At 63.4% G+C, this 17,113-nt stretch carries 19 protein-coding genes; 11 read left to right on the top strand and 8 right to left on the bottom strand.

Translation table 11 applies throughout. The features are described from left to right. Positions 1 to 25: 25 nt before the first annotated feature. The 8 genes from ccmC to K3136_RS03355 all read left to right on the top strand — a co-directional run bounded on the left by ccmC (position 26) and on the right by K3136_RS03355 (position 6,925). Positions 26 to 748: a heme ABC transporter permease CcmC gene (gene ccmC, locus K3136_RS03390; RefSeq protein ID WP_221431510.1), complete on the top strand. Its 723-nt coding sequence runs from the start codon at positions 26 to 28 to the stop codon at positions 746 to 748. Further along, entirely contained in the window at positions 748 to 888 is a 141-nt protein-coding gene (locus tag K3136_RS03385) for a hypothetical protein (protein ID WP_221431509.1), read from the top strand. Before ccmC ends, K3136_RS03385 begins: the two co-directional genes overlap by 1 nt. Continuing rightward, positions 885 to 1,346 (top strand): cytochrome c maturation protein CcmE, encoded by a 462-nt coding sequence (gene ccmE / locus K3136_RS03380; protein WP_221431508.1) that lies wholly within the window; start codon positions 885 to 887, stop codon positions 1,344 to 1,346. Before K3136_RS03385 ends, ccmE begins: the two co-directional genes overlap by 4 nt. Next, positions 1,343 to 3,298 carry a heme lyase CcmF/NrfE family subunit gene (locus tag K3136_RS03375; RefSeq protein ID WP_221431507.1) on the top strand — a complete coding sequence of 652 codons (1,956 nt, stop codon included), beginning with the start codon at positions 1,343 to 1,345 and terminating at the stop codon, positions 3,296 to 3,298. The genes ccmE and K3136_RS03375 overlap by 4 nt, the downstream gene beginning before the upstream one ends. Beyond that, complete coding sequence (locus K3136_RS03370) at positions 3,295 to 3,822, top strand: DsbE family thiol:disulfide interchange protein (protein ID WP_221431506.1); 528 nt, start codon at positions 3,295 to 3,297, stop codon at positions 3,820 to 3,822. The genes K3136_RS03375 and K3136_RS03370 overlap by 4 nt, the downstream gene beginning before the upstream one ends. After that, positions 3,819 to 4,223: a cytochrome c-type biogenesis protein gene (locus K3136_RS03365; RefSeq protein ID WP_221431505.1), complete on the top strand. Its 405-nt coding sequence runs from the start codon at positions 3,819 to 3,821 to the stop codon at positions 4,221 to 4,223. The genes K3136_RS03370 and K3136_RS03365 overlap by 4 nt, the downstream gene beginning before the upstream one ends. Beyond that, positions 4,220 to 4,873, top strand: coding sequence for a tetratricopeptide repeat protein (locus K3136_RS03360; protein ID WP_221431504.1), 654 nt, complete (start codon positions 4,220 to 4,222; stop codon positions 4,871 to 4,873). The genes K3136_RS03365 and K3136_RS03360 overlap by 4 nt, the downstream gene beginning before the upstream one ends. 114 nt (positions 4,874 to 4,987) lie before the next feature. Next, on the top strand, positions 4,988 to 6,925 hold the full coding sequence (locus tag K3136_RS03355) for a potassium transporter Kup (RefSeq protein WP_221431503.1): 1,938 nt from the start codon (positions 4,988 to 4,990) through the stop codon (positions 6,923 to 6,925). 7 nt (positions 6,926 to 6,932) lie between these two features. Here the strand turns inward: K3136_RS03355 and K3136_RS03350 are convergent, their stop codons facing one another. From K3136_RS03350 to K3136_RS03325, 6 genes are read right to left on the bottom strand one after another with little or no spacing between them, the layout of a single operon-like run. Continuing rightward, on the bottom strand, positions 6,933 to 7,409 hold the full coding sequence (locus K3136_RS03350; protein WP_221431502.1) for a GNAT family N-acetyltransferase: 477 nt from the start codon (positions 7,407 to 7,409) through the stop codon (positions 6,933 to 6,935). Between the two features lie 31 nt (positions 7,410 to 7,440). Next, the gene (locus tag K3136_RS03345) at positions 7,441 to 8,076 is read right to left on the bottom strand and encodes an inner membrane-spanning protein YciB (protein ID WP_221431501.1); all 636 of its coding nucleotides are present in this window, start codon (positions 8,074 to 8,076) and stop codon (positions 7,441 to 7,443) included. Next, positions 8,076 to 8,999 (bottom strand): signal recognition particle-docking protein FtsY, encoded by a 924-nt coding sequence (ftsY, locus tag K3136_RS03340; protein ID WP_221431500.1) that lies wholly within the window; start codon positions 8,997 to 8,999, stop codon positions 8,076 to 8,078. The genes K3136_RS03345 and ftsY overlap by 1 nt, the downstream gene beginning before the upstream one ends. Then, complete coding sequence (locus K3136_RS03335) at positions 8,996 to 10,171, bottom strand: MiaB/RimO family radical SAM methylthiotransferase (RefSeq protein WP_221431499.1); 1,176 nt, start codon at positions 10,169 to 10,171, stop codon at positions 8,996 to 8,998. Before K3136_RS03335 ends, ftsY begins: the two co-directional genes overlap by 4 nt. Continuing rightward, entirely contained in the window at positions 10,168 to 10,977 is an 810-nt protein-coding gene (gene dapF / locus K3136_RS03330; RefSeq protein WP_221431498.1) for a diaminopimelate epimerase, read from the bottom strand. The genes K3136_RS03335 and dapF overlap by 4 nt, the downstream gene beginning before the upstream one ends. Before the next feature lie 41 nt (positions 10,978 to 11,018). Beyond that, complete coding sequence (locus K3136_RS03325) at positions 11,019 to 12,737, bottom strand: putative bifunctional diguanylate cyclase/phosphodiesterase (RefSeq protein ID WP_247711418.1); 1,719 nt, start codon at positions 12,735 to 12,737, stop codon at positions 11,019 to 11,021. Positions 12,738 to 12,894: 157 nt separating this feature from the next. Between K3136_RS03325 and K3136_RS03320 the strand changes: the two genes are divergently transcribed. Continuing rightward, on the top strand, positions 12,895 to 13,305 hold the full coding sequence (locus K3136_RS03320) for an EVE domain-containing protein (protein ID WP_221431497.1): 411 nt from the start codon (positions 12,895 to 12,897) through the stop codon (positions 13,303 to 13,305). A 121-nt stretch (positions 13,306 to 13,426) separates the two neighbouring features. Next, a complete protein-coding gene (locus K3136_RS03315; protein WP_221431496.1) occupies positions 13,427 to 13,597 on the top strand; it encodes a CsbD family protein in 171 nt (56 codons plus the stop codon). A gap of 72 nt (positions 13,598 to 13,669) precedes the next feature. Here K3136_RS03315 and K3136_RS03310 read toward each other — a convergent pair whose 3' ends face one another. After that, entirely contained in the window at positions 13,670 to 15,337 is a 1,668-nt protein-coding gene (locus tag K3136_RS03310) for a thiamine pyrophosphate-binding protein (protein WP_221431495.1), read from the bottom strand. Between the two features lie 149 nt (positions 15,338 to 15,486). On the opposite strand from K3136_RS03310, the gene K3136_RS03305 reads away from it, so the two are divergent. Further along, positions 15,487 to 15,681 carry a hypothetical protein gene (locus K3136_RS03305; RefSeq protein WP_221431494.1) on the top strand — a complete coding sequence of 65 codons (195 nt, stop codon included), beginning with the start codon at positions 15,487 to 15,489 and terminating at the stop codon, positions 15,679 to 15,681. A 2-nt stretch (positions 15,682 to 15,683) separates the two neighbouring features. Here K3136_RS03305 and K3136_RS03300 read toward each other — a convergent pair whose 3' ends face one another. Continuing rightward, the gene (locus tag K3136_RS03300; protein WP_221431493.1) at positions 15,684 to 17,027 is read right to left on the bottom strand and encodes an MFS transporter; all 1,344 of its coding nucleotides are present in this window, start codon (positions 17,025 to 17,027) and stop codon (positions 15,684 to 15,686) included. Positions 17,028 to 17,113 lie beyond the last annotated feature (86 nt).

The following is a 17,113-nucleotide window of genomic DNA, read 5'->3' as shown; positions in this document are numbered from 1 at the left end:
ATAGGCTGGCCCCACGGCTTTCGACATGCACGGTTTCGCCAATCCCAAACGCTTTCTGGCCCTTGCTGGCTGGTTGACTCCGGTCCTGCTGGTCGGCGGCCTGCTGCTTACTGCAGCGGCGCTGTTCTGGGGTTTCACGCAGGTTCCGCCCGACCGGCTGATGGGCGAAACGGTACGGATCATTTTTATCCACGTGCCGACTGCATGGCTCGGTATGGGCGGGTGGACCGCGATCGCGGTTTCCAGTCTCGTTTTCCTCGTCTGGCGGCACCCTTTGGCGGCCATCGCGGCACGCGGTGCAGCTGTCCCGGGCCTCATCTTCACGATCATCTGCCTCGTGACCGGTTCCATATGGGGCCGCCCGACCTGGGGCGCGTGGTGGGTCTGGGACGGCAGGCTGACCTCGATGCTGGTTCTTGCCTTCCTCTACGTTGCCTATATCGCCTTGGCGCAGGCGGCCCAGCGCGAGGGCATTTCCGCCCGCATTCCGGCAATTTTCGGACTGCTGGGTGCGGTGAACATCCCGATCATCAACCGCAGCGTCGTGTGGTGGAATTCGCTGCACCAGCCACCCAGCATCACCATGGGCAAGAGCGCAATCGACGGCGTTTTCCTCATGCCGCTGCTCGTCGCGGTGCTCGGATTCTCGCTGATCTTCGGCGGTGTCGTGCTGGCCCGCATGCGCGCACTCCTTGCCGATATCCAGGCTGAGGCGCGCCTGCGCCGCCGTGCGATGGAGGCCGACTGATGCGCGAGGCACTCGACCAATGGACTTTCGTCTATGCCGCCTATGCAATCGGCGTGGCCGGGACACTGGCCATGATCGCATGGAGCTGGATCGCAATGAGGCGCGCCGAAGCGCGCCGTGAAAAGGCGAAACGCAAATGAAGGCGAAGCACCAGCGCCTGGTCCTCGTGCTGCTGGCACTCGTCGCGCTTGTCGGCGCGGCCCTGCTGGCGGTCTATGCACTGCGTAACCAAGCAAGCTATTTCTATCTGCCGGAGCAGATGCAGGCCGATCCGCCCGCTGTGGGGCAGGCGGTCCGTCTTGGTGGCATGGTCGCCCCCGGATCGCTCGAAACCCTGGCCGACGGCATTACGGTGACCTTTACCGTCACCGGTCGCGAAGCTTCGGCCATTCCGGTGCGCTATGCAGGCATCCTGCCCGATCTTTTCGTCGAAGGATCGGGTGTAGTGGCCGAAGGGCGGCTGGCAGCGGACGGCACATTCGAAGCCGATAAACTGCTTGCCAAGCATGACGAGAACTATGTCCCGCGTGAGTTGCAGGACATGAGCGAACATCAGGCCGCCGAAATGGCGGAAGAGACGACCGTAGGTCTCGAATGATCGCTGAAATCGGTCTTGCAGCATTGTGGTTGGCGGCAGCACTGGCGGTGCTGCAGCTTGCCGGTGGGCTTGCTGCCCTGAGGGCGGGCGAGAATAGCGATATCGCTGCCCTTACGCGCCCGGCAGCCGTCCTCCAGGGCGGGCTCGTGGCGATTGCCTTCGCCATGCTCTTGTGGGTCTTCGCCATCACCGACCTGTCGGTCAAGCTGGTGGCGATGAATTCGCACACGGCCAAGCCGCTGATTTTCAAGCTCTCGGGCGCATGGGGCAACCACGAAGGCTCGATGCTGTTGTGGGTCACCGTCATGGCGCTGGCAGGCGCTCTGATCGCAGGCATCGAACGCCGCCTGCCCGAAAAGACCATGCAGGCGACCTTGGCCGCACAGGGCTTCGTCGCGCTCGGTTTCTACGCTTTCCTCCTGCTCAGTTCGAACCCGTTCGAGCGCTTGCCCGAGCCTGCCCTCGAAGGGCTGGGGCTCAATCCGCTGCTTCAGGATATCGGCCTCGCGCTGCATCCACCCACGCTTTACTTCGGATATGTCGGGCTTTCGGTGGCCTTCAGCTTTGCCGTCGGCGCGCTGGTAACCCGCAATGTGACGCCCGATTTCGCCCGTGCGATGCGGCCGTGGATTCTCGGCGCATGGGTTTTCCTGACGCTGGGCATCACCGCGGGCAGCTATTGGGCCTATTACGAGCTGGGCTGGGGCGGATATTGGTTCTGGGACCCGGTGGAGAACGCCTCGCTGATGCCGTGGCTCGCCGCGACTGCCCTGCTGCATTCGGCCAGCGTCCTGGCGAGCCGCGATGCCCTGCGCGTCTGGACCATCATGCTGGGCGTCGTTGCATTCTCCATGTCGATGCTGGGCACATTCCTCGTGCGTTCGGGCATCCTGACAAGCGTGCATGCCTTCGCGGTAGATCCGGAACGCGGCAGCTTCATCCTCGTCCTGCTGGGCCTCTACATCGGCGGCGCGCTCTTGCTGTTCGCGCTGAGGGCAGGGACCATCAGCGAGGGCGAGCGTTTCTCGATCGCCAGCCGCGAGGGTGCGCTCGTCGTCAACAACGTGATGCTCAGCGCGATCCTTGCCGTGGTCTTGCTCGGAACGCTTTATCCCTTGCTGACCGAAGCCTTCGACGTGCGCGTTTCGGTGGGGCCGCCCTATTTCAATCCGGTCAGCGCGGTGTTCGTTTTCCCCATGCTGGCGGTCATGGCGGTCGGCCCGCTGCTACGCTGGCGGCGCGATAGCTGGAGCCGCGTTTCGAAGGAAATGGCGCTTACGGTCGCGCTGCTCCTTGTCGCGCTGGTGATCTTCGGCGTGGTCTCGCAAGTCGCGCTGTTGCCGCTGCTGGGATTGTCCTTCGCCATCGCGCTTGGCGTGGCGAGTTTCCTGCCGCTCAGGGGACGCAGCCTTCGCCGCGTGCCGATCGCCGTGTGGGGCATGGTCCTGGCCCATTTCGGCCTTGCGGTTGCCTTGCTCGGCATGGCCAGCGAAAGCGCCTTCTCGACCGAACGGCTTGCTGCCCTTGCTGAAGGTGAGCGCACTTCGGTCGGTCCGTGGGCAGTCGAGCTGCAAGCGGTGGAGCCAGTAGCCGGACCGAACTGGACGGCCATGGCTGCGCGCATGGCGGTAAGTTACGACGGCGGGAAGCCGATCGAGATAGCTCCGCAATCGCGCAATTTCTGGGCGCCGGCGCAGCAGACGACCGAGAGCGTGCTGGTCACTCGCTGGAACGGCCAGCTTTATGCGGTGGTCGGCAGCTCTTCCAATGACGGGCGCTGGCAGGTCAGGCTGTGGTGGAAGCCGCTCGTGACGCTGATCTGGTATGGCGGCTTGCTCGTGGCTCTTGGCGGTGTTCTCGCCCTGATCGGGCGAGTTCGCACCGATCTCAAGCGTCGCACGGCTGCACGCAAGGGCGCGGCGCGTCGCCTGGAAATGGAGAAGGTTTCATGAGCTGGCGCCTGTGGGTTCCGCTGCTGCTGTTTTCCGCCTTCCTTGGCCTTGCGGCTTACCAGCTGACGCAGCCGAAGGACGATGTCGTGGAGAGCCGGATGGTGGGGCGCGAATTGCCCTATTTCACGCTGCCTCCCGCCAGTCTCGATCGGCCCGGTGTCGACAGCCGGGATTTCTACGATGGCACGCCCAAGCTGCTCAATATCTGGGCCAGCTGGTGCCTGCCCTGCATTGCCGAGGCTCCACAGCTCGAAGCCCTGAAGGAACAGGGCGTGGAGATCGTTGGAGTGGCCATCAAGGACGAGCCGGTCGACGTCATGCGCTTCCTGAGCCAGCATGGTAATCCATACACGCGCATCGGGCGCGACGACCTGTCCGAAGTCCAGCTGGGCATCGGATCTTCGGGCGTTCCCGAAACCTTCGTGATCGATGGCAAGGGCATCATCCGCTATCAGCATATCGGCGATATCCGCGAAGAGCATGTCCCGATCCTGCTCGAAGAACTCCGGAAAGCCGGAACTTGAGGGCGCTGTTCGCCTTGCTAGCGGTGCTGATCGCTCTGCCGGTGGCTGCGCAGCAGTCGGTGCCGCCCGCACCCTATGCCTATCGCCAGCTCGAAGATCCTGTGCTTGAGGCCGAGGCGCAGGCATTGATGGAAACGCTGCGCTGCCTGAAGTGCCAGTCGCAGTCGATCGCAGATAGCGACGCCGCGATGGCGGGCGACATGCGCCACCAGGTCCGCATTCGCATCGCTGCGGGTGATAGCGCCGAGGAAGTGCGCGCCTGGCTGGTGGAACGCTATGGCGATTACGTGAGCTATGAACCTGTCCTCAGCGCGACGACCTGGCCGCTGTTTGCAGTGCCGGTGATTCTCGTCCTTGTTGCCGGCCTCCTGTTCTGGCGTCGCTTCCGGAGGCGCGCATGAGCTGGATCGCCGTCATCGTCTTGGCTGCGCTGAGCTTCCTTGCCGCAGTATTCCTGCTCAAGGTCAAGCGCCCGGGCTGGAGCCTGCTTGGCGCTGCATTGCTGTTCGGCCTGTCCGGCTACGCATTGCAGGGGTCGCCCGAGATGCAATCCGCTCCTGGCACGACACGTGCGCAGCAGGGCCTGGATGGCGAACTGCTCGTCAGCTCGAGGCGCGACTTCTTCAATGCGGGCCAGCTGCCTTCGCGCTGGATCCTCACGGGAGATGGCTTCGCCCGCCGCGGCGACTATATGCAGGCGGCTGGCTTCTATCGCAGCGCAACTCAGGAAAATCCCGCAGATACAGAGGCATGGCTCGCGCTTGCGATTGCACTTGTCGAACATGCCGAGGGCAATTTGACCCCGCCCGCGCTCAAGGCTTTCGAGAGGGCCCAGGCACTCGACGAGACGAACGGCGGTGCGCGCTACTTCCTCGGACTATCGTGGTTGAGGGCGGAGCAGGTCGGAAGGACTGTGGAGCTTTGGAGCGATGCGCTGGAAGCCGCGCCCGAGGATGCCCCGTGGCGCAATACGCTCGCATTGAGACTGATGCGACTGCAGCAAATGCTCGGTATGGACGCTCCCGCAGCCGACGAGGCCCCCCAACCGTGAGCCTTGCAGATATTGCGGCGCTGTCGCCTTGGTGCTAAGCGCCGCGACCTTGCACGGGGATCAGCCCCGGAAACGCAAGGTTTTTGACGCAATGCGGCAGGATAACACCCACATATGACCGAGGCGACCACGCCGAACTCCCAGCCCTCGACTGGCGGGGAAAACGCTCCGGGCCACGGCCATGGCGGGTCGAGGGCCGCGCTTGCGGTGGGCGCGATCGGTATCGTCTTCGGCGATATCGGGACCAGCCCGCTTTACGCATTCCGCGAAACCTTTGCCGGTGGATCGAATATCGCGATCGACCAGTTGCACGTGTTCGGGGTCGTCAGCCTGATCTTCTGGTCGATGGTGATCGTGGTGGCCCTCCAGTATGTCACCATCCTGATGCGCGCGGACAACAAGGGGCAGGGCGGCAGCCTTGCTCTCGTTGCCTTGCTGAGCCGTCACATGGGCAAGTCCCGATGGGGCTGGCTGATTGTCTTGCTCGGTGTGTTTGCGACATCGCTATTCTACGGCGACAGCATGATTACGCCCGCCATCTCGGTCCTGTCGGCCGTGGAAGGGCTGACGGTGGTCAATCACACGCTCGATCCGATGGTGATCCCGATCGCGCTGGTGCTGCTGGTCATCCTGTTCGTGCTGCAAAGCAGGGGGACGGCCAAGGTAGGCGCCCTGTTCGCGCCGGTGATGATCGTCTGGTTCACGACGCTGGCGGCACTGGGTTTGAACCAGATCGTCCAGCATCCCGAAATCCTTCATGCGCTGAACCCCTATTATGCGGTGATGTTCTTCGTCACCGACGGTTTCGTCGCTTTCCTCGCCATGGGTGCCGTGGTGCTGGCCGTGACGGGTTCCGAAGCGCTCTATTCCGACATGGGCCATTTCGGCCGCGGCCCGATGCGCCTTTCGTGGTTCGGTTTCGTCATGCCGTGCCTGCTGCTGAACTATTTCGGGCAGGGCGCCATGATTGCCAGCCTTTCGCCCGAACAGGCGGTAGAGGTCGTAAAGAGCCCCTTCTTCTTGCTCGCGAGCGAGGAATACCGCCTGCCGCTGGTCATCCTTGCCACCGTGGCGACGTTCATCGCCAGCCAGGCGGTGATCTCGGGCGCCTTCAGCATCACCCACCAGGCCATGCAGCTCGGTTTCATGCCGCGTCTCTCGATCCGTCACACCAGCGAGACCGAAGCGGGCCAGATATATATCCCGGTCGTGAATTGGGCGCTGATGATCGCCGTGATCATCCTCGTGCTGACCTTCCAGAGTTCGTCTAACCTCGCCGGAGCATACGGCATCGCGGTGACCGGCGCGGTCACCATCGACACGCTGCTCATGGGCGTATTGTTCGTCGGCGTGTGGAAGTGGAAGTGGTGGTACGCGGCGCCTGTAGTGATCTTCTTCCTGATCATCGACGGGGCATATTTCGCCGCGAACCTGTTCAAGGTGCCCGATGGCGGCTGGTTCCCGCTGGTCGTGGGCCTCATCGCCTTCACCCTGCTCACGACATGGGCGCGCGGGCGCAAGCTGATGCGCGAGCGCATGCACGAGACCGCGCTGCCGATCGAAATCTTCGCCAAGAGCGCCAAGAATTCCGCCACGCGCGTTCCCGGCACCGCCATCTTCATGGCCAGCCAGACCGCTGGCGTGCCCAGCGCGCTGCTGCATAACATCAAGCACAACAAGGTCCTGCACGAGCGCGTGGTGATCCTGACCGTGCTGATCGCCGATGCGCCCTATGTCGATGCGGACGAGCGCTGCGAAATCCACGACCTCGGCGACGGGTTCTACCGCGCCGTGCTGCACTATGGCTTCATGCAGGAAACCAACGTGCCGCAGGGGCTGAAGCAAATGGAACGCTGTGGCGGCGAGTTCGACATGATGCACACCAGCTTCTTCCTCAGCCGCCAGACGCTGCTGCCGAGCGACAAGCCGGGCATGCCCATCTGGCGCGAGAAGATATTCGCCTGGATGCTCCGAAATGCGGCGACGGCGATGGATTTCTTCAGGCTTCCGACCAACCGTGTGGTGGAGCTGGGGAGCCAGGTCGAGATCTAGCGGGGCCTCAGGCCAGCACTTTCTCCATCTCGGCGCGCTCGAAGCTCTGCTCGCCGATGTGGACGACCTGCTGTTCCACCACGGTGAAGCCCATCCTTGCGAAGGCAGGTTGCGCCATCAGGCTGGCGTGGACCCATAGGCGCTGCTCGCCCTTGTCGCGGGCCTTCTGCTCGATCGCATCGAACATGCGGCGGAACAGGCCGCTCCCCTGCGCAGCGGGCCGGATATAAGCGAAGTCGATATAGCCCTCCGCATCGAGGCTCATGAAGCCGAGCGTTTCGCCTTCCGTATCTCGAGCCTGGATGACATGCTGACGGGCAAGGCGCTCGTCCCAGACATCGCCGCTGCGGCGTTCGGGAACCCAGGCGGCGCGCTGCGCCTCGCTGTAGCGGCTGGGGCCGTTGCGCACGGCATCGTACATCACGTCGGCGAGCGTGGCATGATCGGCCTGTGTGGCCCAGTGTAGTTCGATTTGATCAGTCATCGGCGGCTTACTAGCGGGCCGCCTTGCAAGTTCAACCCGTCGGGGGTTCGTCCTTCAACACCTCGTCCGTGTCCTCCAGCGAGAGGCCGTGCTTCAGCAACATAGGGATCTGCGTGAAGGTGAAGAGGAAGGTCAGCGGCAGGAACACCCACAGCTTCGCCCAGAGCCAGCTTTCGAAGCTCATCGTGCGGACCATGACTTCGTTGAGCCCGGCGAGGAAGATGAAGAAGTAGCCCCAGTTGCGCGAGAGCTTGAGCCAGCCCTCGTGGGTCACGCCCTCGAATGCGGCTTCGAGCAGGACCTGAAGCCATGCGCGGTCGCGCAACCAGCCGATGATCAGCACCGCGCCGAACAGCAGGTAGATTGCCGTCGGCTTGAACTGGATGAAGCTTTCGTCCTGCAGCCAGATCGTCAGCGCCCCGAAACCGACGATCAGCGTCGTCGAGAGGATCAGCATCGGGCTGACCTTGCCGAATTTCCACTTGCTGAAGGCAAGCGCGAGGATCGCGGCGACCATGAAGGCTCCGGTGCCGGCAATGACCGCAGCGATCTCGCTTCCGCCCTCGGGCTGCGAGAACTTGTAAACGCCGAGGAAGACCAGCAGCGGGCCGTAATCGACCAGCGTGTGCAGCCAGCCGGTGGGTTTCTTTTCGCCGTTCTCGGCCATTACGCCACTCCTGCAATCACGCGCGCCACCAGGTCCGGATCGAAGGGGCGCAGATCGTCGATCTTCTCGCCCACTCCGATGGCATGGATCGGCAGGCCGTATTTCTCCGCCGCCTGCACCAGTACGCCGCCGCGCGCCGTGCCGTCGAGCTTGGTCATGACGAGGCCGGTAACGCCCGCAACTTCCTTGAACACGTCGATCTGGCTCAGCGCATTCTGGCCGTTGGTCGCATCGAGCACGAGTACCACGTCATGCGGTGCTTCGGGATTGAGGCGGCCGAGGACTTTGCGGATCTTGGCCAGCTCGTCCATCAGCTCGCGCTTGTTCTGAAGGCGGCCTGCGGTGTCGACGATCAGGACATCGGTGCCGATCTCGGTGCCTTTCTTGACCGCGTCGAAGACGATGGAGGCCGGGTCTCCGCCCTCGGGTCCACGCACGATGGGAACGCCCACGCGGTCGGCCCAGGTCTGCAGCTGGCCAATGGCTGCGGCGCGGAATGTGTCGCCCGCCGCCAGCATGACATTGTAGTCGTCTTCCACGAAGAGGTGAGCGAGCTTGGCGATGGTGGTGGTCTTGCCGCTGCCGTTGACGCCGATCACCAGCAGCACCTGCGGGCGCGGGAAGGCGGTGATTTCGAGCGGCTTGGCCACCGGGCGCAGGATTGCCGCGATCTCGTCGGCGACTGCCTGCTTCAGTTCGTCGGCGCTGATCTCAAGGCCGAAACGCTTCTCTTTCAGCTTCTCCCGGATGCGCGCAGCCGCGCTCGGTCCGAGGTCGGACATGATCAGCGCATCCTCGACGTCGTCGAGCGTCGCATCGTCCAGCTTCGCCTTGGTAACCGCCTCGGTGAGGTTCTCGGTCAGGCGATCGGAGGTCTTCTTGAAGCCGCCGAACAGGCGCTCGGTCCAGCTGGGTTTGCTCATGACAGGAGATTGTCCTCGAGTGTCTTGGGCGTCACGGTGACGATGGAGCCGCGCTTGGTGCCAGCTGGCAGTTTCACGCGGGCGAATTCGGGCGAATAGCCGGTTCCGTCGGCTTCTGCGAGGACCGTAAGCGGCTTATCGACCAGCGTAGCCAGCCAATCTGCGCGCAGCTTGGCCACTTCGGTGCGAAGTTCGCCAGCGCGGCGCTTTACCGATTGGCGATCGACCTGCGGCATACGCGCAGCCGGCGTGCCGGGGCGCGGCGAATAGGGGAAGATGTGGCCGTGAACGATGTCGAGCTCGCGGATGATCGAGAGATTGGCTGCGTGGTGCTCTTCGGTCTCGGTCGGGAAACCGGCGATAAGGTCGGCGCCGACGGCGAGGTCGGGGCGGCGGCGCTTGAGGCGCGCGACCAGATCCACCGCATCGGCGCGGAGGTGGCGGCGCTTCATGCGCTTCAGGATCAGGTCGTCGCCGTGCTGAAGCGACAGATGGATATGGGGCATCACGCGCGGCTCGCTCGCGAACAGCTCGAACAACTGATCGTCGACCTCGATCCCGTCGATCGACGACATGCGGATGCGCGAAAGCTCCGGGAAAGCGTCGAGCACAGCCCCAACGAGGGCGCCGAGCGTCGGGCCACCGGGCAAATCGTGGCCCCATGACGTGACGTCTACGCCCGTCAGGACGACTTCACCCGCGCCGGCTTCGAGGTGCGTTTCGACCTCGCCAAGCACATCGGCAACGCCCAGCGACCGGCTTTTCCCGCGTCCCTGCGGGATGACACAGAAGGTGCAGGCGTGATCGCAGCCATTCTGCACGGCGACAAAGGCACGTGTGTGAAGGGCAGGCACAGGCGGCGCACTGGCAGGCACGTTCCATGCGCGCGGGTCGAGCTTGGCCTCATTGGCAATCAGGCCATCCACTTCGGGCATGGCGGCTAGCTGGTCTCGTTCGATATCGGCTGCACAACCTGTGACGAGCAGGCGCGCATCGGGATTGGCCTTGCGTGCCTTGCGGATCGCCTGCCGCGTCTGGCGCACCGCTTCGCTGGTCACGGCGCAGCTGTTGACGACGACGAGGTTGTCCTCGCCCGCCAGCATTGCGCGCATGCGCTCGCTCTCGGAAAGGTTCAACCGGCAGCCGAGCGAGACGATTTCAGGCGCATTCACGCGTAATCTTCCCAGTCGAACGTTCCGCGAAACGCTTCGGTCGCGGGTCCGGTCATGCGGATCGTGCCACCCTGCTGCCAGGCAATCTCGAGCTCGCCGCCGGGCAGGGCGACGGTGACCGGGCTATCGACCAGCTTGCGGCGGATGGCGTGCACTGCAGTCGCACAGGCTCCCGTGCCGCATGCGCGGGTCAGGCCGGCGCCGCGTTCCCAGACGCGCAGGCGAATGCGGCTGCGGCTTTCCACGCTTGCCACATTGACGTTCACCCGCTCGGGGAACAGCGGGTCTTTCTCGATCTCCGGCCCGAGCCGGTCGAGCGGCACCGCATCGGTGTCCTCGACGAAGGCAACAACGTGCGGGTTGCCTACATTCACGGCGCCGGGATCTTCGAGCATTTCCCAGCTGACCGGCATCGATAGCGTATCCATCGGATAGGCCAGCGGGATCGCATCCCAGTCTAAACGCGGCTCGCCCATATCGACACTGGCACCGCCGTCGCGCGGCGACACCGCGAGCATGCCGCCTGCGGTTTCGATAATGCCTTCGCTGCCATGAAGCAGCGCAACTGCGCGCGTGGCGTTGCCGCAAGCCTCGACCTCGCCGCCGTCCGCATTGAAGATGCGCATCTTCAGGTCGGCGCTCTCGCTCGGCTCGAGCAGGATCAGCTGGTCGCATCCGATTCCGGTATTCCGGTCGGCCAGCGCGGCAGCCACCCGCGACGAGATCGCGGGCAGGGCCTGTTCACGCGCATCGAGGACGACGAAGTCGTTGCCGAGGCCGTGCATCTTGATGAAGGGGATGCGCATTATGACGCGCATCTAGGTGCTGGCGCGTGCAGCGTAAAGTGTCAGCCCGCAGCCTTGCCGCTGCCGGTTGTCTTGCCGGGCGCGCGATCCTGCCCGCCTACCGCGTCGCTGATGTCGACAACGCCCTTGTCGTTGTTGCTGGCAAGCCGGCCCGCTGCCGCAAGGCGCTTGATGACCTTGTCGGCCGGTTCGGGGCGGCCGTAGTGATATCCCTGGCCCTTCATATTGCCCCAGCGGCCAAGCGCCTTGAGCACGGCTTCGTCCTCGATACCTTCGGCAATGACCGGCATCGAAAGCCCGTCACCCATCGATACGATCGCGTCGACCAGCTTGTCGCTGTGATCGGCTTTGCGAAGTTCGCTGATGAAGCTGCGGTCGATCTTGAGCTGGTCGAACGGCAGGCTGCGCAGCTGCGAAAGGCTGGAATAGCCAGTGCCGAAATCGTCGAGACTGATCCGCACGCCCTGGTTGCGTAGCGAGGTGATCATCGAGCGCACCATGCCGATGTTCTCGTGCAGGCAGGTCTCGGTAATCTCGATATCGAGGCGATTGGCCGGGAAACGGTGCTTGACCAGCAGCTTGAGCAGCTTCTGGGCGAACCACGGATCGCGCATCTGCACCGGCGAGATATTCACCGAGAGGGTCAGCTTGGGATCCCATTCGCGCGCATCTTCGAAGGCGCGTCCGATCAGGTTTTCGCTGAGTTCCGCGATCACGCCGATGTCTTCGGCGATGGGAATGAAAATGTCGGGACCGATCAGGCCCATTTCGGGCGAGTCCCAGCGTGCCAGCATTTCGAAGCCGACCAGCTCGCCAGTCTCGAGATCGACCTGCTGCTCGTAAAACGGAACGAACTCGTTGTTGAGGATGCCGCGGCGGATCCCCGCCTCGATCTCGTTACGGAAGCGAAGCTCGTCTTCCATGTTGTGTTCGAACCAGTAGAAGCGGTTCTTCCCCTGCTTCTTGGCGTGATACATGGCGATATCCGCCTTGTGCATCAGGCGCTGTGCAGCGTCTTGGAAAGATTCGCCTTTATCGCCTTCTTCCAGGTGCAGCGAGCTGGCGATGCCGATCGAGATCGTGATCTCCATGGCGATGCCGTCATGCACCACGGGCGCCGCGAATTGCTCGACCATCCGGGTCGCAAGGTGATCGACCCTCTCGGGTGACTGCGGGTGATAGGGCACCACGCAAACGAACTCGTCGCCGCCGAGACGGGCGAGCGATCCGCCTTCCGGCAGGAGCGAGGCGACGCGTCGTGCAGCGGTGCGCAGTACGAGGTCGCCAGCAGCATGGCCGTTGAGGTCGTTGACCTGCTTGAAATTGTCGAGGTCGATCGCAATCGCGGCCAGCGCGCGTTCGTCCCTGGGGCTGCTCTCCAACAGCGCGCCAAGCGTTTCGGCAAAACTGCGGCGATTGAGGCAGCCGGTAAGATCGTCGATCTCGGCGAGGCGGCGGGCCTCTTCCTCGGAAAGGCGGGTGCACTCCAGTTCGGTGTTGAGCGCCTTGTAGCGCTGCCAGCCAAGCAGGATCAGTGCGATATTGAGGAGAAGCGCATTGGTGAGCGCCACGTCGGGTCCCGCTCCGAAGCCCCTGAGTGCCTGGATGGCGAGGGGAAGGACCGAACTCGCGGTTGCGACGAACAGCATGGTCGCGGCAAGGGCGATGCCGAGAGTGACGAAATCGGTACGTTTGCGGACTTTCGACAGCGCACGCGCGGGACGTCCCGCATCCAGCACTGTCTTGCTCAAACGATTCACGCGAACCCCCGGGAAATTCCTGCGTGGAAAGGTGAGTAATTCGGCAAGCCTAAAAAGCGGTTAATCCTGCGCGCAAAGGAGCGCTCAGGGTGGCCAGCGCAGGGACGGCTCGCTAACGAGGCGCGGTACACGATAGTTCGACAGGAGAATGATGCAGATGGCGCGCTACTGGCTGATGAAATCCGAACCGTTCAAATACAGCTGGGACGACCTTGTTGCCGAAAAGGAAGGCACTTGGGATGGCGTTCGCAACCATCGTGCAAAGAACAATCTCGCGGCCATGGAAGTCGGCGACCAGGCGTTCTTCTACCATTCGCGCGAGGGTCTGGAGATCGTCGGGATCTGCGAGGTCAGCGTGGCAGGCATGACCGATCCGACCGATCCGGAAGGCAAGTGGGCGGCAGTGAAGATCGTGCCCAAGACCAAGCTGCCCTCTCCGGTCACGCTCAAGCAGATCAAGGCCGAACCCAAGCTTGCAGATTGCGAACTGGTCAAGCTGTCGCGCCTGTCGGTAGCCGAGATCAAGCCCGACGAATGGTCGATCATCTGCTCGATGGCAGGTATCTGAGCTTCGTCGCTCAGGGCAACCGGTTGGGCGCAAAGGTGCGGAACTGAATGCCCGGTGTGGCCGTTATCCTTTTGTAACCGCGCCGGATTTTCGGCGCATGCCAGACAAGAGGAGAAGCCACATGGGCGAACTGACAGAGAAGATCAAAGGCAACACCAACGAAGCCATCGGTAACCTGAAGCAGCATTCGGGCGATGCCGAAACGCGCGCCGAAGGCCGCCAGCAGGAACAGAAGGGCGAAGCCCAGCAGTTCAAGGGCGAAGTCGAAGGCGAGCTCGGTAACGACATCTGACGCACACCGTCGCGCTGACTTACAGCGAGAAAAGGCCGTTTCCCTATCGGGGACGCGGCCTTTTGCTTTGGCCTAGCGGTCGCGCAATCCGCTTACGGTGGCGCCGCTGGCAGCGAGCTGTTCGATCTCGATCTTGCAGTGGATCAGGCGCAGTCCGGAACGGCCCTCTGCCGCCACGAGTGCGTCCTTGAATTCTTCCGTCGTCGTCGCGGCTGCAGACCAGCCTCCGAAGGCTGAGGCAAGCGCGGCGAAATCGGGATTGGCCAGACGCGTACCGCTGATCCTTTCCTCGCCCGGGAATTCGCGTTCCTGGTGCATGCGGATGGTGCCGTAAGCCGAATTGTCGACCACGATTACCAGCAAGTTCGCGCCATGCTGGACCGCCGTGGCCAGTTCCTGCCCGTTCATCAGGAAATCGCCGTCTCCTGCCACGGCGACCACTGTGCGCTCCGGATGGCGCAGTGCGGCGGCGACTGCCGCAGGTACGCCGTATCCCATCGCGCCGCAGGTCGGGGCGAGCTGGGTCGGGAAGCCCTCGTAACGCCAGTAGCGGTGCCACCAGCCAGCAAAATTGCCCGCTCCGTTGCAGATGATCGTGTCGGCGGGCAGCGTATCGCGCATGAACTGCACGCACTGACCCATGTCGAGCGCATGGTCGGCGGGGTGCGCGGTCGCCCATGCTTCCCATTCGGCGTGGGCCTGCGCGCCCGCATCGAAGTCGATTGCGTCGCCATCGTCCCACAGGGCGGCGCTTTCGGCGAATTCGGCCATTCCCGCGCATATGGCGAGATCGGCGGGATAGACGCTGTTGAGCTCGTCCGCATCGGGATGGATGTGGATCAGCTTGCGATCTTCGGCCACCAGAGGCGGCACGGTGTAGCCATCGGTGGTCGCTTCACCCAGCCGCGCACCGACTGCGATGATCAGGTCGGCGTTCTTCACCCGCTCGACCAGCTTGGGGTTCGGGCCATAGCCGAGGTTGCCGGCATAGACGCGGCTGGACGGCGAGATCGCGTCCTGCCTGCGGAAGGCGGTGGCCACGGGAATGCCGAGCCGCTCGGCGAAGAGCTGGAAATGCTCGCGTGCCTTGGGATTCCAACCCGCTCCGCCGACAATGGCGACCGGCGATGCGGCATCGGAGATGAGCGCCATCATGGCCTGCATCGCGTCGGGACAGGGCGCCTGTGCCGGCGCATCGACCCGCGGACGCGGTGGGGACGCGGTGTCTCGGCTCAGCATGTCTTCGGGGAGGGCAAGGACAACCGGTCCGGGACGACCGGACACTGCCGTGGCATAGGCACGGGCAACATATTCCGGGATACGGTCCGCACTGTCGATCCGTGCCGCCCATTTCGCGATCGGGCCGAAGAAGGAGGCGAAATCGACCTCTTGGAAACCCTCCCGGTCGCGCATCTCGCTGTCGACGTCGCCCACGAACAGGATCATCGGCTGCGAATCTTGCATGGCCACATGGACGCCAATGCTGGCGTTGGTCGCGCCGGGGCCGCGGGTTACGAAGGCCACGCCAGGGCGCTGCGTCATGGCTCCGTCGGCACAGGCCATCATCGCGACTCCGCCTTCCTGCCGGCAGGTCACAAGGTCGATCTGGTCCTGCTGCCCCAGAGCGTCGAGCACCTGTAGGAAGCTCTCGCCCGGGACGGTGAAGATGCGCTCACATCCCTGTTCGATCAGGCAATCGACGAGAAGGTTGGCGGCGGCTGGCGTGGCGCGAGTGGTCATGGTTCCGGCGGTTAGCGGCGCGCGGGCCGCCGTGCAATTACCGTCTTCGAATGCGCTGTTTATCCACCGGATGTCGGGCCGCTGTCCCATTTTGGGGCAGGGTGGAATTTTCGGGAAACCAATGGTTAAAAAAGCGTTAAGTTGCCATCATGAGACGCGCACTTGTCCTCTCCAGCGAAGCCGCACGCCATTGGATGCGGGCCGGGATTCCCCAGCGACGCCGCCTGTTCGCGGACGCTCCGCAGGCGGAGCCGGTCGACTGGAAGCTGACTGCGAACGACGTCCGCGGTGTTGCGACGACCTACTTCGCGACTCTCGCCGCAGTTCTCGCCTTGATTATCTGAATTCAGGCAGCAGCCGCCGCAGCTGCATGGCGTTCCGCATTGAGCAGCCTGCGTCCGAGCCAAGCCGAGATGAGGCACATGCCCGCGCTGATCAGCACCTGTTCGACAATCGGGATGCCTGCCGCACTCATTCCCATCACCAGCAGCGACCCGATCACCATCGCACCCGAATTGACGATATTGTTCGCCGCGATCGTGCGCGAGGCCTGATCGGGCGCGGCGCGCGTCGTCAGGAAGGCGTAAAGCGGGACGACGAACATGCCGCCCGCGACTGCTATCCCTAGCAGGCACAGCAAGAGGACCGTGGCCATTGGCCAGGCAAGGAAACTCGCAACATCGAGCAGCTCGGTCGGCTTGTCTGCCGCCCAGAACTTGGCGACGAAGTAGAACGCCACCACGAAGAGCCCCATCGCGATGACCGATTGCGGGGCATAACGGGCCGACACATTGCCCTTCAGGAGCGCGTTGATGGCGACCGATCCGATCGCCACACCGACGGAGAAAACGACGAGGAAGATGCTCGCCACTTCCTTGCTCGCCATGATGACGTTCTTGGCGAGTGGCGGGAACTGGATGAACAGGACAGCGCCGATGGTCCAGAAGAAGCTGATGGCGAGGATCGCGTAGAACACTTCGCGATTGTGCATCGTGTCCACCACCAGTTTTCGCGATGCCCGCAGGATGTGCCAGTCGAGCTCTTCGACCTTGCCCAGCGGCGGCGCCTCGGGAACCTGGCGGCTGATGAGATAACCCACGATCGAGGTCGCAATGATAGCGATCGCCGCGACTTCCACGGGGATCCAACCGGCGAGGATCGTGCCCGCAAGAATGGCGATATAGGTTCCCGCTTCGACCAATCCGGTACCGGCCAGCACTTCGTCCTTGCGCAAGTGCTGCGGCAGGATTGCGTATTTGATCGGTCCGAGGAAGGTCGACTGGATGCCGGTCATGAACAGCGCCAGCAGCATGAGCAGGACGGGTATGCTCGTCTCGATACCGAAAAGGGTGACCGGCAGCTCGTAACCCTTCCACGCCAGCAATAGGCCGCTGGCGCCGATCACCATCAGCAGGATTTCGCAGGCCTTCACCTTGCGGATGATCGAGGCCTTGTCGCGCATGTCCGCCAGCTGGCCCGCCAGCGCGCTGAGGATGAAGAATGGCAGGATGAACAGACCCGAGGCGACGGCCGAGAACATCCCTTCCGCCTCTTCCGAATTATAGATCTGGTAGACGACGAACAGGACCATCGCGGTCTTGTAGAGATTGTCGTTGAAGGCGTTGAAAAGCTGCGTGACGAAGAGCGGCAGGAACCGCCTCGTGCGCAGCAGGTGTGTGGATGTAAACATGACCCCCCGGGAGGATACCTCTCGTCTCGGCAACCCTCGTAAAGACATCATGGCAGCGGACAACCCCGTGTGAAAGCTTTTGCGCC

This window comes from Qipengyuania gelatinilytica (assembly GCF_019711315.1).
GTDB classification, from domain to species: domain Bacteria; phylum Pseudomonadota; class Alphaproteobacteria; order Sphingomonadales; family Sphingomonadaceae; genus Qipengyuania; species Qipengyuania gelatinilytica.
This window is presented reverse-complemented; position numbering and strand designations above follow the sequence as displayed.

Excerpts from the sequence above, each read along its gene's own strand:
- ccmC (WP_221431510.1), top strand. The coding sequence starts at position 26 with ATGCACGGTTTCGCCAATCCCAAACGCTTTCTGGCCCTTGCTGGCTGG.
- K3136_RS03385 (WP_221431509.1), top strand. The coding sequence starts at position 748 with ATGCGCGAGGCACTCGACCAATGGACTTTCGTCTATGCCGCCTATGCA.
- ccmE (WP_221431508.1), top strand. The coding sequence starts at position 885 with ATGAAGGCGAAGCACCAGCGCCTGGTCCTCGTGCTGCTGGCACTCGTC.
- K3136_RS03375 (WP_221431507.1), top strand. The coding sequence starts at position 1,343 with ATGATCGCTGAAATCGGTCTTGCAGCATTGTGGTTGGCGGCAGCACTG.
- K3136_RS03370 (WP_221431506.1), top strand. The coding sequence starts at position 3,295 with ATGAGCTGGCGCCTGTGGGTTCCGCTGCTGCTGTTTTCCGCCTTCCTT.
- K3136_RS03360 (WP_221431504.1), top strand. The coding sequence starts at position 4,220 with ATGAGCTGGATCGCCGTCATCGTCTTGGCTGCGCTGAGCTTCCTTGCC.
- K3136_RS03355 (WP_221431503.1), top strand. The coding sequence starts at position 4,988 with ATGACCGAGGCGACCACGCCGAACTCCCAGCCCTCGACTGGCGGGGAA.
- K3136_RS03350 (WP_221431502.1), bottom strand. The coding sequence starts at position 7,409 with ATGACTGATCAAATCGAACTACACTGGGCCACACAGGCCGATCATGCC.
- K3136_RS03345 (WP_221431501.1), bottom strand. The coding sequence starts at position 8,076 with ATGGCCGAGAACGGCGAAAAGAAACCCACCGGCTGGCTGCACACGCTG.
- ftsY (WP_221431500.1), bottom strand. The coding sequence starts at position 8,999 with ATGAGCAAACCCAGCTGGACCGAGCGCCTGTTCGGCGGCTTCAAGAAG.
- dapF (WP_221431498.1), bottom strand. The coding sequence starts at position 10,977 with ATGCGCATCCCCTTCATCAAGATGCACGGCCTCGGCAACGACTTCGTC.
- K3136_RS03320 (WP_221431497.1), top strand. The coding sequence starts at position 12,895 with ATGGCGCGCTACTGGCTGATGAAATCCGAACCGTTCAAATACAGCTGG.
- K3136_RS03315 (WP_221431496.1), top strand. The coding sequence starts at position 13,427 with ATGGGCGAACTGACAGAGAAGATCAAAGGCAACACCAACGAAGCCATC.
- K3136_RS03310 (WP_221431495.1), bottom strand. The coding sequence starts at position 15,337 with ATGACCACTCGCGCCACGCCAGCCGCCGCCAACCTTCTCGTCGATTGC.
- K3136_RS03305 (WP_221431494.1), top strand. The coding sequence starts at position 15,487 with ATGAGACGCGCACTTGTCCTCTCCAGCGAAGCCGCACGCCATTGGATG.
- K3136_RS03300 (WP_221431493.1), bottom strand. The coding sequence starts at position 17,027 with ATGTTTACATCCACACACCTGCTGCGCACGAGGCGGTTCCTGCCGCTC.